Genomic DNA, 13,965 nt, shown 5'->3' on the forward strand with positions numbered 1-13,965 from the left:
GTCGCCTTGGTAGGCCATCACCCCACCAACAAGCTGATAGGCCGCGGGCCCATCCCACACCGAAAAAACTTTCCACACAACCCCATGCGAGACCATGTGTAACATCCGGTATTAGACCCAGTTTCCCAGGCTTATCCCGAAGTGCGGGGCAGGTCACCCACGTGTTACTCACCCGTTCGCCGCTCGTGTACCCCCGAAAGGGCCTTACCGCTCGACTTGCATGTGTTAAGCACGCCGCCAGCGTTCGTCCTGAGCCAGGATCAAACTCTCCACAGAAAACCCTGACAAACAAAAACAACACAAACTGGCACAAACAAACCAGAAATATAAAGCTCGACACACTGTTGAGTTCTCAAAAGACATCCGCGCACCAGACCACCACACGATCAAGTGTAGGGATCCGGGGCAACTCTCACACGATACACAGTCCGAGTCGCGGTCGCAACCGCTCGCCCTGCAGATCTTCGAGGGTTTGCCACCTCTTCGCGGTCCGGGGGCGTCTCGCCAGTGGTTCTGGCTTCCGTCCGTCCCGCTCGGTGACGAAGAGAAAGTTACAGACCGTGCCCGACCAAAGTCAAATCGGCACCCCCACCCGTCGCCGAACGACATTTCCGCAGGTCAGCCCTGCGACGAACGGTCGCCGAGTTAGCCAGAGACGATCTCCACACCGGCAGTGTGACGCTTGCCTCTTCGGACCACCAACCACCGTCCGTGCAGCAGGTCGTCCCCGGACGGGCGCCACTCCTCGTCCACGACCTTCGCGTTGTTCACGTAGGCCCCACCCTCGGCCACCGTGCGCCGCGCGGCCCCCTTGCTGGCCGCCAGACCGGTGTCCACCAGCAGCTCCACGATGGTCGGGCCGGCGGCCAGGGACGTCGTGCTGGACGGCACCTCGGCCAGGGCAGCGCGCAGCGTGCCGGGATCCAGCTCGCGCAGCTCGGCGCGGCCGAACAGGGCCTGGCTAGCCCGTATGACCCGGTCGGTCTCGTCCGCGCCGTGCACCAGCGTGGTCAGCTCCTCGGCCAGCCGGCGCTGCGCGGCCCTGGCCTGTGGCCGGCTGGCGGTCTGCTCGTCCAGGGCGTCCAGCTCCTCGCGGCCGAGGAAGGTGAACAGCCGCAGGTACCTGCCCACGTCGGAGTCGGCGACGTTCACGAAGTACTGGTACCAGGCGTACGGGGAGGTCATCTCCGGATCGAGCCAGACGTTGCCGCCGCCGGTGGACTTGCCGAACTTGCGGCCGTCGGCGTCGGTCACCAGCGGGGTGGTCAGCGCGTGCACGACCGAGGCGTCCACGCGCCTGACCAGGTCGACCCCGCCGACGATGTTGCCCCACTGGTCCGAGCCGCCGATCTGCAGCCGGCAGCCGTGCGCCCGGTGCAGCTGCAGGTAGTCGTAGGACTGCAGCAGCAGGTAGCTGAACTCGGTGTACGACATGCCCTCGCCGTCGAGCCGGCGCTTGACCGTCTCCCTGCCGAGCATGGTGTTGATCGAGAAGTGCTTGCCGACGTCGCGCAGGAACTCCAGCGCGGTCAGCTGGCCCGTCCAGTCCAGGTTGTTGACCACCAGCGCGCCGGTCGGCGAGGCGCCGAACTCCACGAACCGCTCCAGCTGGCGCCGGATCCGGACCGCCCACTCGGTGACGGTGTCCACCGCGTTCAGCGTGCGCTCCCCGGTGTCGCGGGGGTCGCCGATCATGCCGGTGGCGCCGCCGGCGAGCACGATCGGCCGGTGCCCGGCGTTCTGGAAGCGCCGCAGTGTGAGCAACTGCACCAGGTTGCCGGCGTGCAGGCTGGGCGCGGTCGGGTCGAACCCGCAGTACAGCGTGAGCGGACCGGGGTCGAGGTCGCGGCGCAGCGCGTCAAGGTCGGTGCTCTGCGCGATCAGTCCGCGCCAGGTCAGCTCGTCGAGAATGTGCTCACTCACGGGTCCGATCATCCCGCACCGGGCCAGCGACTATCGCGGCAGCCGCTCGGCCATCCGGGCCGGCAGGGTGTCCAGGGCCGCCGGCAGGCTCAGCACGCTGCTGAACGAGAGCGCCGCCGACAGCTCGTCGTCGAGCACCAGCGTGCGGTTCTCCCGCACCACGCGCAGCCTCTCGTACCCCGCGAGCTGGGGTATCCGGGCGCGCTCGGCCTCCCCGCCGGTGATCCAGACCACCAGGTCGGAGTCGTCCAGCCGGCCGAGCAGCTCCGTGCTGAGCTGGGCGTAGAAGCGCATGCCCGCGCGCCTGTCGAACTCGGCGGGGGTGCCGAAGCCGAGCGCCGAGAAGAACCTGGCGCGCACGTCCTGCGAGCCCCAGACCATGTACTGCGACGGGTCCACCGAGTTGGGCCGGGCGCCGGCCACCAGCTTTCCGGCGAACTCCGGGTGCGCCGCGCGCGCCTCGGCGAACCTGCGCTCCAGGTCGGTGACCATCTGCTCGGCCCTGGCCGGCTTGCCCAACGCGGCGCCGATCAGCCGCGTGGTCTCCTGCCACGGCACGCCGTGGTCGATGAACTGGGCCGGCGGGACCAGGGTGGGAGCGATCTTGCTGAACGTCTCGTACTGCTCGCGGCTCAGCCCGGCCGTCATCGCCACGATCAGGTCGGGCCGCAGGCCGGCCAGCTTCTCGACGCTGACGTCCGAGGCCGGCAGCACCTCGGGCTTGGCGTCGCCGAGCATCGGCCGGGCCCACGGCCAGGTGGCGGAGGGCTGATGGCCGATGAACTCGCGGATGGCCACCGGCACCACGCCGAAGGCCAGGATCGTGTCCTGGTCGGTGTAGCCGATCGACACCACCCGCTTCGGCTCCGCCGGCACCACCGTCTCCCCGTACCGGTTCGGGATCGACACCGGGAACCCCGGACCGCCGGACGGGGCGCTCTCCTGGGTCGGCCCGCTCGAGCAACCGGCCGCGAAGACCAGCGTCAGACCCACCAGCAGCGTCAGCCATCGTCGAGTCACCGCCAGAAGGTAAGGCTCGCCTATCCACCCGGTCCAGGTGGGCGGGCTGAGTCGAACCTCATACCGCTCGTACGGTGGCGTTGCGCCCCGGCCGGTACTGGCTCACCGAGGGCGACCCGTCCAGCCAGAACCGCCAGGGCAGCTCGTGCGCCGCCGCCACCCCCACCCGGGGGCCGCTGCGCACCGACTCCAACGGCACCGGCGGGGCCGCGAGCAGCCGCACCGGCGAGCCGGGATCGGTCAGGTCGACCCCGTTGTGCTCGCGGCCAAGGCCGAGCAGCGAGGCCAACCGCGCCGGCCCCCTGGCCAGCTCGGCGTCCCGGCGCGCGGTCGGACGCCGCGCCCTGGCCAGCGCCACGTCGCTGACCACCTCGCCGGCGCGCAACAGCACGGCCCCGGCCACGCCCTCGGTCAGGCACACCACGTTCGCGCAGAAGTGCATGCCGTACACGAAGTAGACGTACAGGTGGCCGGCCGGCCCCCACATCACGGTGTTGCGCGGCGTGCGGCCCCGGTAGCTGTGCGAGGCGGGGTCGTCGGCGCCGCGGTAGGCCTCCACCTCGACCAGCCGCACCGCGACCGGCCCGTCCGGGGTGTCCGCCTCGACGGTGCAGCCGAGCAGCCGGTGCGCCGCGTCCAGCACGTCCGTCGCCAGCTCCTGCCGACCGAGCAGCGGCGCGGTCACCGCCCGGAGGTCGCCAGGGCCAGCCGCAGGCACACCGCCACCGCCGCGATCGCCCGCTCCACCTGCGCCAGCGGCGGGAAGGTGGGCGCCAGGCGGATGATCGCGTCGTCCGGGTCCTTGCCGTAGGGGTGGGTGGCGCCGGCCGGGGTGAGCGCGATGCCGGCCGCCTTGGCCAGCCGCACCACCTCGGACGCCAGCCCGTCCGGCACCGTCAGCGTGATGAAGTAGCCGCCGGCCGGCTCGGACCAGCTCACCCCCGGGGTGTCGGCGAAGTTCTCCGCCAGCACGCGCTGGACGGCGGCGAACTTCGGCGCGATCAGCTCGCGGTGCCTGCGCATGTGCTCGGCCACCCCGTCCACGGAGCGCAGGAAACGGGCGTGCCGGAGCTGGTTGAGCTTGTCCGGGCCGATGGTGCGGGCCTCCAGCCGGCGCAGCCACCAGTCCAGGTTGGCCGTAGAGGCGCCCAGGAAGGCCACCCCGCCGCCGGCCAGGGTGATCTTCGAGGTGGAGCCGAACACCAGCGGGCGGTCCGCGTGACCGGCCTCGGCGGCCAGCGGCAGGATGTCCGCGACGCGCGCCGGGGTGTCGGTCAGGTGGTGCACGGCGTAGGCGTGGTCCCACATGATCCGGAAGTCCGGGGCGGCGGTGGGCATGCCGGCCAGGCGGCGGACCGTCTCGTCCGAGTAGGCGATGCCCGTCGGGTTGGAGTACAGCGGCACGCACCAGATGCCCTTGATCGAGGCGTCCTCGGCGACCAGCCGCTCCACGGTGTCCATGTCCGGGCCGTGCGGGGTCATCGGCACCGGCACCAGCTCCACGCCCAGCCGCTCGCACACGGTGAAGTGCCTGTCGTAGCCGGGCACCGGGGCCAGGAACGCCACCCTGGGCTCCTCCACCCACCGGCGGGTGGCCCCGGGGACCGGGCTGAGCAGGGCGTTCGCCACCGAGTCGTGCATCAGCGCCAGGCTGGAGTTGCCGGCCGCGACCAGCTGTTCCGCCGGCACGCCCAGCGGCCCGGCGAAGATCTCCCGCAGCTCGGGAAGTCCGCGCAGGTTGCCGTAGTTGCGGGCGTCGGTGCCGTCGGCGGCGCGGAAGTTCTCCCCCGGCAGGGTCAACATCTCCGACGAGAGGTCGAGCTGTTCGGCCGAGGGCTTGCCCCGGGTGAGGTCCAGGGTGATGCCCTGGGCGACCAGGGCCTCGTACTCGGCTTTGGCCGACGCGGCGTCGACTGGGGACACGGTCACGGGACTCATCTCTTCTCAGGGGGGCCGGCCCACCGCCGCGCGTCCTCCACCGCCGAGCGCATCTCCACCAGCTGCTCGGCGACCCGGCCGGGGGCGGTACCGCCCCGGGCGTCACGGGACGCGATGGAACCGGCCACTGTCAGCACCTCACGAACCTTAGGACCCAGCGCCGGCGACGCCGAAGCCAGTTCCTCGTCGGTCAGCTCGTCCAGCCCGACGCCGCGCGCCTCGGCGATCCGCACGCAGGCGCCGGCCGCCTCGTGCGCCACCCGGAACGGCACCCCGGCCCTGACCAGCCATTCGGCCACGTCGGTGGCCAGCGTGAACCCGGCCGGGGCCAGCTCGGCCAGCCGGGCGGGGTGGAAGGTCAGGGTGCCCACCATGCCGGCCATCGCGGGCAGCACCAGGGCGAGCTGGTCGGCGGAGTCGAACAGCGGCTCCTTGTCCTCCTGCAGGTCCCGGTTGTAGGCCAGCGGCTGGGCTTTCAGGGTGGCCAGTAGCCCCGTCAGGTTGCCGATGAGCCGTCCGGCCTTGCCCCGGGCCAGCTCGGCCACGTCCGGGTTCTTCTTCTGCGGCATGATCGAGCTGCCGGTGGAGTACGCGTCGTGCAGCGTGACGTAGCCGAACTCGACGGTGGCCCAGAGGATCACCTCCTCGGCCAGCCGGGACAGGTCCACCCCGACCATGGCCAGCACGAACGCGGCCTCGGCCGCGATGTCGCGGGACGCGGTGCCGTCGATGGAGTTGGGCACCGAACCGGCGAAGCCCAGCTCGGCGGCGACCGCCTCCGGGTCCAGCCCGAGCGAGCTGCCGGCCAGCGCGCCGGAGCCGTACGGGGACAGCGAGGCGCGGCGGTCGGCGTCGCGCAGCCGGTCCACGTCGCGCAGCAGCGCGTGCCCGTGCGCGGCCAGGTGGTGGGCGAGCAGGACGGGCTGGGCGTGCTGCAGGTGGGTACGGCCGGGCATGGCGGTGTCCAGGTGCCGGGAGGCCTGCGCGCGCAGCGCGTCCACCACGTCCAGCACGCCGGAGGCCACCGAGCGGGCGGTGTCGCGCCACCACATCCGCAGCAGGGTGGCGATCTGGTCGTTGCGGGAGCGGCCGGCGCGCAGCTTGCCGCCCAGGTCGGGGCCGACCCGCTCGATCAGGCCGCGTTCCAGCGCGGAGTGCACGTCCTCGTCGTCGGGGGCGGCGGCGAACTCCCCGGAGGTGACGTCGGCCTCCAGCTTGTCCAGCCCGGCCAGCATGCCGGCCAGCTCGTCGCCGGTGAGCAGGCCGGCCCGGTGCAGCACCCGGGCGTGCGCCCGGGAGCCGGCGATGTCGTAGCGCGCCAGCCGCCAGTCGAAGTGCGTTGACTTCGAAAGCGCGGCCAGCGCGTCAGCAGGGCCGCCCTCGAAGCGGCCGCCCCAGAGCTTGCTGGTCACCGCGCGCCCAGGTCCCGCTTCGCGGCGATCTTGGACGGCAGGCCCCAGAGCTGCACGAAGCCCTTGGCCAGCGTCTGGTCGAACGCGTCGCCCTCGTCGTAGGTGGCCAGGTTGAAGTCGTACAGCGACGAGCCGCTGCGCCGGCCGGTCACGGTGGCCTTGCCGGCGGCCAGCTCCAGGCGGATCTCGCCGGAGACGTGCTTCTGGGTCTCGGCGACGAAGGCGTCCAGCGCGTACTTCAGCGGGGAGAACCACAGGCCGTCGTAGACCAGCTCGGTCCAGCGCTGGCCCACGGTGCGCTTGAACCGGGCCAGGTCACGCTCGACGGTGACGTTCTCCAGCTCCTGGTGCGCGGTGATCAGCGCGATCGCGCCGGGGGCCTCGTAGACCTCGCGGCTCTTGATGCCGACCAGCCGGTCCTCCACCATGTCCAGCCGGCCCACGCCGTGCTTGCCGGCCAGCTCGTTGAGCCGCTGGATGGCCTGCAGGACCGTGACCCGCTCGCCGTCCAGGGCCACCGGGACGCCGGCCTCGAAGGTGATCGTCACCTCGTCGGCGGGCTGGAACTGCTGCGGGTCCTGGGTGTAGGTGTAGACGTCCTTGGTGGGGGCGTTCCACAGGTCCTCCAGGAACCCGGTCTCGACGGCGCGGCCCCAGACGTTCTGGTCGATGGAGAACGGCGACTTCTTGGTGACGTCGATCGGCAGGTTGCGGTCCTCGGCGTAGCTGATCGCCTTCTCCCGCGTCCAGGCGAAGTCGCGGACCGGGGCGATCACCTTCAGGTCGGGCGCGAGCGCGCCGATGCCGACCTCGAACCGCACCTGGTCGTTGCCCTTGCCGGTGCAGCCGTGCGCCACGATCGTCGCGTTGTGGTCCTTCGCGGCCGCCGCGAGGTGCTTGACGATCAGCGGGCGGGACAGCGCGGACACCAGCGGGTAGCGGTCCATGTACAGCGCGTTGGCCTGCAGGGCGGGCAGGCAGTACTGGTCGGCGAACTCGTCGCGCGCGTCCGCGACCACCGCCTCGACCGCGCCGCAGGCCAGCGCCCGCTTGCGGATCTCCTCCAGGTCCTCGCCGCCCTGGCCGACGTCGACCGCGACCGCGACCACCTCGGCCCCGGTCTCCTCGCCGATCCAGCCGATGGCCACCGAGGTGTCCAGCCCGCCTGAGTAGGCCAGTACGACCCGCTCGGTCATGTCTTTACTTCCTTTCGTCTGGGGTGTGGGTGGTGCTGAGGGCGCGCAGCCGGTCGGCGAGCTCGGCGCCGGTGAGCGAGCCCTCCCTGGCGATGACCAGCACCGTGTCGTCGCCGGCGATGGTGCCGACCACGTCGTGCAGCGCGGCCCGGTCCAGCGCACTGGCCAGGAACTGCGCGGCGCCCGGCGGGGTGCGCAGGACTACCAGGTTTCCGCTGGTGTCGGCGGAGATGAGCAGCTCGCCGAGCAGCCGGGCCAGCCGCGAGGTGCCGCCGGCCGAGGCGCGCATCGGGTGGCCGTCCTCGGGCAGGACGTAGACCGGCGCGCCGCCGTCCGGGCCGCGCAGCTTCACCGCGCCCAGCTCGTCGAGGTCCCGGGACAGGGTGGCCTGGGTGACCTCGACGCCCTCGGCGGACAGCAGGGTGGCCAGCTCGGCCTGGCTGCGGATGGCCCGCTGGCCGATCAGCTCGACGATCCTGGCCTGCCTGGCCACCCGGGTGGGGACGCTCATCGCTCGTCCTGGGTCAGCAGCCAGGTCAGCAGGGCCTTCTGGGCGTGCAGCCGGTTCTCCGCCTCGTCCCAGACCGCGCTGGCCGGGCCGTCGATCACCTCGTCGGTGATCTCGTCGCCCCGGTGCGCGGGCAGGCAGTGCAGCACGATCGCGCCGGGGTTCGCGTGGGCCAGCAGGGCGGCGTTGAGCTGGAACGGCAGGAAGGGGGCGTGGCGTTGCGCCGCGTCCGCCTCCTGGCCCATGGACACCCAGGTGTCGGTGGCCACCACGTCCGCGCCGGCCACCGCGGTCTCCGGGTCGGTCAGCAGCGTGACGCTGCCGCCGGTCTGGTCGGCGCGGGCCTTGGCGCCGCGGACCACGTCGGGGTCGGGGGTGAAGCCGGCCGGCGCGGCGATCCGGACGTGCAGGCCGGCGGTCACCCCGCCGAGCAGCAGCGACTGCGCCATGTTGTTCGCGCCGTCGCCCAGGTACACCAGGGTCAGGCCGGCCAGGCGGCCGTGCCGTTCGCGGATGGTCTGCAGGTCGGCGAGCACCTGGCAGGGGTGGAAGCTGTCGGTCAGCGCGTTGACCACCGGGACGGACGCGGCGGCGGCCATTTCTTCGACCCGCTGCTGGCCGCTGGTGCGCCAGACCACCGCGTCCACGTACCGGGACAGGACCCGGGCGGTGTCCGCGATCGTCTCGCCGCGGCCGAGCTGGCTGGCGGCGGCGTCGATCACCAGCGGGTGGCCGCCGAGCTGGGCGATGCCGACCTCGAACGACACCCTGGTCCGGGTCGAGCTCTTGTCGAACAGGACGGCGACCGGCTTCGGCCCGGCCAGCGGTTGGCGGCCGTAGCGGTCGCGTTTGAGCTCGGCGGCGAGGTCGAGGACGGCGCGCTGCTCGTCCGGGCTCAGGTCGTCGTCGCGCAGCAGGTGCCTAACCATCGCCGGCCCTGTCCAGGATCGCGGGCAGGGCGGCCAGGAACTCGGCGGCCTGCTCGTGGCTCAGGATCAGCGGCGGGGCCAGCCGCAGCCGGTCGGGGGCGGTGTTGTTGATCAGGAAGCCGGCGTCGCGGGCGGCGGCCAGTGCGGCGGGCGCGGCGGGGGCGGTGAGCCCGATGCCGATCAGCAGGCCGGCGCCCTCGACGCTGCCGACCAGTGGGTGGCCCAGCGCGTCGACGCCGGCGGCCAGCTCCTTGCCGACCCTGTCGACCTGGCCGAGCAGGCCGTCCTTTTCGATCGTCCGCAGCACCGCCAGTGCGGCGGCGCAGCAGACCGGGTTGCCGCCGAACGTGGTGCCGTGCTGGCCGGGTTCGAGCAGCTCGCCGGCGGCGCCGATGCCGATGCAGGCGCCGATCGGCATGCCGCCGGCCAGGCCCTTGGCCAGCGTGATCACGTCGGGGGTGACGCCGGCGGCCTGGTGGGCGAACCAGTGCCCGGTGCGGCCGATGCCGGTCTGCACCTCGTCGAGCACCAGCAGGGCGCCGTGGCGGCGGGTGATCTCCCTGGCGGCTTGGAGGTAGCCCTCGGGCGGGATGACCACGCCGGCCTCGCCCAGGATCGGTTCCAGGACGACGGCGGCGGTGTCCGCGTCGACTTCGGCCTCCAGCGCGGCCACGTCGCCGTACGGGACGTGGGTGACGGAGCCGGGCAGCGGCTCGAACGGTTGACGCTTGGGTGGTTGGCCGGTGAGGGCGAGCGCGCCCATGGTGCGGCCGTGGAAGGCGTTCTCGGCGGCCACCAGCTTGGTGCGGCCGGTCCGGCGGGAGATCTTGAACGCGGCCTCCAGCGCCTCGGCGCCGGAGTTGCAGAACAGCGCGCGGGCGCCCCCGGGGGCCACGCCGAGCAGGCCGGTCAGCCGCTCGGCCAGCTCGATGGACGGCTCGGCCAGGTACAGGTTGGACACGTGCCCGAGGGTGGCGACCTGGTTGCTGACCGCCTCCACCACGGCGGGGTGCGCATGCCCGAGGGAGTTGACGGCGATGCCGGCGAGCAGGTCCAGGTAGCGGCGGCCCTCGTCGTCCCACACGTACGCGCCCTCGCCGCGCACCAGCGCGAGCGGCGGGGTGCCGTAGTTGTTCATCATCGCGGCCTGCCACCGCGCCGCCATGTTCATGCTGGGACCACCATCGTTCCCACTCCCTCCGGGGTGAACACCTCTAGAAGCACCGAGTGCGCCAGCCGGCCGTCGATCACGTGCGCGCGCGGGACACCGCCGCGCACCGCGCGCAGGCAGGCCTCCATCTTGGGCGCCATGCCGGACGCCAGGGACGGCAGCATCGGCTCCAGCTCGTCCGCCGTCAGCTCGCTGATCAGCGAGTCCGGGTCCGGGTAGTTCGCGTACAGGCCCTCCACGTCGGTCAGCACCACCAGCTTGGCCGCGCCCAGCGCCTCGGCGAGCGCGGCGGCGGCGCTGTCGGCGTTGATGTTGTAGACGGTGCCGTCCGCGTCCGGCGCCACGCCCGCGACCACCGGGATCCGGCCGGCCGCGACGATGTCCAGCACGGCCGCCGCGTTCACCTCGACGACCTCGCCGACCAGCCCGATGTCCACCGCCTCGCCGTCCACCAGCGCGGTGCGCCGCTCGGCGGTGAACAGCCCGGCGTCCTCCCCGGACATGCCCACCGCGTACGGGCCGTGCGCGTTCACCAGCCCCACGAGCTCGCGCCCGACCTGCCCCACCATCACCATGCGCACCACGTCGATGGTCTCCGGGGTAGTCACCCGCAGTCCGCCTCGGAACTCGGCGGGCAGGTTGAGCCGGCCGAGCATGGCGGTGATCTGCGGGCCGCCGCCGTGCACCACCACTGGGTGGATGCCGGCCAGCCGCAGGAACACCATGTCCTGCGCGAACGCGGCCTTCAGCTCGTCGTCGATCATGGCGTTGCCGCCGTACTTGATCACGACGATCTTGCCGTGGAAGGTCTGCAGCCAGGGCAGCGCCTCGGCCAGCACGGCCGCCTTCTCGCCGGCGTGGGCGAGCCGCTGCTGCGGGGTCACCGTCATGACGAGTACGCGCTGTTCTCTTCGACGTAGGCGTGCGAGAGGTCGGTGGTCAGGATCTGCGCCGCGGAGTCGCCCACGCCGAGGTCGATCTCGACCAGGATGTCCCGGCCGGACAGGTCGGCGGCGTGCCGGTCGCCGGCGGCCTCGCCGTTGCGGCAGAGCGTGACGCCGTTGATCCGGATCTCCAGGCGGTTCGGGTCCAGGTTGGCGTCCGCGTTCCCGACCGCCATGGCGACCCGCCCCCAGTTCGGGTCCGAGCCGAAGAACGCCGTCTTCACCAGGCTGTCCCTGGCCACGGCGCGGGCGGCGGTCAGCGCGTCCTCCTCGCTGGCGGCACCGAGGACGGCGACCGTGACGTGCTTGGTGACGCCCTCGGCGTCGGCTTGGAGCTGTCCGACCAGGTCGGCGCACACTGTCGCGACCGCCTCGGTCAGCTCGTCGCCGGCCACTCTCACCCCGGACGCGCCGGAGGCGAGCAGGAGCACGGTGTCGTTCGTGGAGGTGCCGCCGTCGATGTCCAGCCTGTCGAAGGTCCGCGCGGTGGCCGTGCGCAGTGCCTTGTCCAGCTCGGCGGGGTCGACCACGGCGTCGGTGGTGAGCACCGCGAGCATGGTGGCCATCGCCGGGGCGATCATGCCGGAGCCCTTGGCGAACCCGCCGACCCGCCAGGCGTTTGTCTCGGACACCGCCTGCTTCGGGTGGTTGTCCGTGGTGAGCACGGCGGTCGCGGCGGCGGTGGCGGCCTCGGGCTCGGCGGACAGCGCGTCCGCCGCCGCCCCGACCCCGGCCAGCACCCCGTCCCTGGGCAGCTGGGCGCCGATCAGGCCGGTGGAGCAGACGGCCACCTCGGCCGCGCCGCAGCCCAGCAGCTCGGCGGCGCGCTCGGCGGTGGCGTGGGTGGTCTGGAAGCCCTGCGGCCCGGTGCACGCGTTGGCGCCGCCGGAGTTGAGCACCACCGCGCGCAGCCGCCCGGCGGTGAGCACCTGCTGCGACCACAGCACCGGCGCGGCCTTGACCTTGTTGCGGGTGAACACGCCGGCCGCGTGCCGGTCCGGGCCGTCGTTGACGACCAGCGCGAGGTCCAGCGCGCCGCTGCTCTTGATGCCGGCGGCCACGCCGGCGGCGCGGAATCCGGCGGGGGCGGTGATGCTCACGGGGCGACTCCGGTGAGGGGAAGGCCGGTGGTCTCCGGCAGGCCGACGGCGAGGTTCATGCACTGCACCGCCCCACCGGCGGTGCCCTTGGTCAGGTTGTCGATGGCGGCCACCGCGACCAGCCGGCCGGCGTCCGCGTCGACGGTGAGCTGCAGCGCCACCGTGTTCGCGGCCAGGGTCATCGCGGTGCTCGGCCAGGCGCCCTCGGGCAGCAGGTGGACGAACGGCTCGTCGCCGTACGCCTTGTGGTACGCCGCCAGCAGGTCGTCGGGTGTCGCAGTGGTACGCGCGGTGCAGGTGGCCAGGATGCCCCGGGGCATCGGCGCCAGCACCGGGGTGAAGCTCACCATGACCGGCGCCCCGGCGGCCGCCGACAGGTTCTGGACCAGCTCCGGGGTGTGCCGGTGTACGCCGCCGACCCCGTAGGCGCTCACCGAACCCATCACCTCGGAGCCGAGCAGGTGCGGCTTGGGCGACTTGCCCGCGCCGGAGGTGCCGGTCACGGCGGTCACCACCACGTCGGGCTCGACCAGGCCTGCCGCGAGCGCGGGCGCCAGCGCCAGGCTGGCCACCGTCGGGTAGCAGCCGGGCACCGCGACCCGCCGGGCGCCGACCAGCTTCTCCCGCTGCCCGGGCAGCTCCGGCAGCCCGTACGGCCAGCTCCCCGCGTGCTCGCCGCCGTACCAGCGCCGCCACGCCTCCGGGTCGGCCAGCCGGTGGTCGGCGCCGCAGTCGATCACCACCGTGTCCGGGCCGAGCTGGGCGGCCAGCGCCGCCGAGTGCCCGTGCGGCAGCGCCAGGAACACCACGTCGTGGCCGGCCAGGTTGTCCGCGTCGGTCTCCTCCAGCTCGCGGTCGGCCAGCGGGACCAGGTGCGGCTGCACCTCGCCGAGCCGCGCGCCCGCGTTCCCGCCGGCGGTCAGCGCGCCGATCTCCGCCTCCGGATGGGCCAACAACAGCCGGAGCAGCTCGCCGCCGGCGTACCCGCTGGCCCCTGCCACCGCGATCCGCACCATACGCATGACTATGCAGGAGCATGCAGATCTATGCAAGACTGCCGCTCGATGGTGTGACCGACTACGCTGCGCCGGTGGAGATCACGCCACTGCTCGACGCCGCGCGCGACGGGCTGCGCGCGCTCGCCGACCCGGTGGCCGCGCCCGAGATGCGCCGCTACATGCGCTCGGAGATGCCGTTCCTCGGCGTACCGAAACCGGCCAGGTCAGGGCTCGAACGCCGGCTGGTCGCCGAGCACCCGCTACCGGATGCCGCCGCGTTGGAACTGACCGTCCGCACCCTCTGGGACGAGGCCGAGTACCGCGAGGAGCGCTACCTCGCGCTCGCCCTGACCGGCCACCGCCGCTACACCCGCTGGCTCACGCCGGACCAGGTGCCGCTGTACCGGCACTGGATAGTCGACGGCGCCTGGTGGGACTACGTCGACGAGATCGCCAACCGCCGGATCGGCCCGCTGCTCCGCGCCCACCCCGTGACGCTGGACCCGGTGGTCCGGGAATGGTCGGCGTCCGAGGACCGCTGGCTGCGCCGCACCGCGATCATCTGCCAGCTCGGCTCCAAGGACGCCACCGACGTGCGGCTACTCACCGACTGCATCGAGGCGGCCATCGGCGAGCCGGACTTCTTCCTCCGCAAGGGCATCGGCTGGGCCTTACGGCAATACGCCCGCACCGACCCCGACTGGGTCCGCGCGTTCGTCGCCGCCCACCCCGACCTGTCCCCACTCTCCCGCCGCGAAGCGCTCAGGCGCCTCGACCCCGTGAGTGGTTAGCGTTGCTATGACAACGCTAACCACTCACGGGGTCT

At 72.6% G+C, this 13,965-nt stretch carries 13 protein-coding genes and 1 rRNA gene; 1 reads left to right on the plus strand and 13 read right to left on the minus strand.

All coding sequences use genetic code 11. From position 1 onward, the window contains the following. From N912_RS0143525 to argC, 13 genes are all read right to left on the minus strand, one after another. Positions 1 to 276: ribosomal RNA gene (locus N912_RS0143525) — 16S ribosomal RNA — on the minus strand; the annotation flags it as partial. Positions 277 to 645: 369 nt separating this feature from the next. Further along, entirely contained in the window at positions 646 to 1,923 is a 1,278-nt protein-coding gene (tyrS, locus tag N912_RS0143530) for a tyrosine--tRNA ligase (protein ID WP_028927384.1), read from the minus strand. A 30-nt stretch (positions 1,924 to 1,953) separates the two neighbouring features. Further along, complete coding sequence (locus tag N912_RS0143535; RefSeq protein WP_037069793.1) at positions 1,954 to 2,943, minus strand: iron-siderophore ABC transporter substrate-binding protein; 990 nt, start codon at positions 2,941 to 2,943, stop codon at positions 1,954 to 1,956. A gap of 58 nt (positions 2,944 to 3,001) precedes the next feature. Next, positions 3,002 to 3,628 carry a DNA-3-methyladenine glycosylase gene (locus N912_RS0143540; protein ID WP_028927386.1) on the minus strand — a complete coding sequence of 209 codons (627 nt, stop codon included), beginning with the start codon at positions 3,626 to 3,628 and terminating at the stop codon, positions 3,002 to 3,004. Continuing rightward, the gene (locus N912_RS0143545; protein WP_028927387.1) at positions 3,625 to 4,872 is read right to left on the minus strand and encodes an aspartate aminotransferase type Ic; all 1,248 of its coding nucleotides are present in this window, start codon (positions 4,870 to 4,872) and stop codon (positions 3,625 to 3,627) included. Before N912_RS0143545 ends, N912_RS0143540 begins: the two co-directional genes overlap by 4 nt. A 5-nt stretch (positions 4,873 to 4,877) precedes the next feature. Further along, positions 4,878 to 6,341 (minus strand): argininosuccinate lyase, encoded by a 1,464-nt coding sequence (gene argH, locus N912_RS0143550; RefSeq protein WP_211261608.1) that lies wholly within the window; start codon positions 6,339 to 6,341, stop codon positions 4,878 to 4,880. Continuing rightward, positions 6,290 to 7,489, minus strand: a complete 1,200-nt coding sequence (locus tag N912_RS0143555; protein WP_028927389.1) for an argininosuccinate synthase — start codon at positions 7,487 to 7,489, stop codon at positions 6,290 to 6,292. Before N912_RS0143555 ends, argH begins: the two co-directional genes overlap by 52 nt. 4 nt (positions 7,490 to 7,493) lie before the next feature. Next, entirely contained in the window at positions 7,494 to 8,000 is a 507-nt protein-coding gene (locus N912_RS0143560; RefSeq protein ID WP_028927390.1) for an arginine repressor, read from the minus strand. Continuing rightward, on the minus strand, positions 7,997 to 8,926 hold the full coding sequence (gene argF / locus N912_RS0143565) for an ornithine carbamoyltransferase (RefSeq protein WP_028927391.1): 930 nt from the start codon (positions 8,924 to 8,926) through the stop codon (positions 7,997 to 7,999). Before argF ends, N912_RS0143560 begins: the two co-directional genes overlap by 4 nt. Then, positions 8,919 to 10,097 carry an acetylornithine transaminase gene (locus N912_RS0143570; RefSeq protein WP_028927392.1) on the minus strand — a complete coding sequence of 393 codons (1,179 nt, stop codon included), beginning with the start codon at positions 10,095 to 10,097 and terminating at the stop codon, positions 8,919 to 8,921. The genes argF and N912_RS0143570 overlap by 8 nt, the downstream gene beginning before the upstream one ends. Next, positions 10,094 to 10,987, minus strand: a complete 894-nt coding sequence (gene argB, locus N912_RS0143575; protein ID WP_028927393.1) for an acetylglutamate kinase — start codon at positions 10,985 to 10,987, stop codon at positions 10,094 to 10,096. The genes N912_RS0143570 and argB overlap by 4 nt, the downstream gene beginning before the upstream one ends. Then, positions 10,984 to 12,141, minus strand: coding sequence for a bifunctional glutamate N-acetyltransferase/amino-acid acetyltransferase ArgJ (gene argJ / locus N912_RS0143580; protein WP_028927394.1), 1,158 nt, complete (start codon positions 12,139 to 12,141; stop codon positions 10,984 to 10,986). Before argJ ends, argB begins: the two co-directional genes overlap by 4 nt. Further along, the gene (gene argC, locus N912_RS0143585; protein ID WP_037069794.1) at positions 12,138 to 13,157 is read right to left on the minus strand and encodes an N-acetyl-gamma-glutamyl-phosphate reductase; all 1,020 of its coding nucleotides are present in this window, start codon (positions 13,155 to 13,157) and stop codon (positions 12,138 to 12,140) included. Before argC ends, argJ begins: the two co-directional genes overlap by 4 nt. 20 nt (positions 13,158 to 13,177) lie before the next feature. On the opposite strand from argC, the gene N912_RS0143590 reads away from it, so the two are divergent. Then, the gene (locus N912_RS0143590; protein WP_051581623.1) at positions 13,178 to 13,930 is read left to right on the plus strand and encodes a DNA alkylation repair protein; all 753 of its coding nucleotides are present in this window, start codon (positions 13,178 to 13,180) and stop codon (positions 13,928 to 13,930) included. The last annotated feature ends 35 nt before the right edge of the window (positions 13,931 to 13,965 follow it).

This window comes from Actinospineispora acaciae DSM 45401 (assembly GCF_000620785.1).
GTDB lineage: Bacteria > Actinomycetota > Actinomycetes > Mycobacteriales > Pseudonocardiaceae > Pseudonocardia > Pseudonocardia acaciae.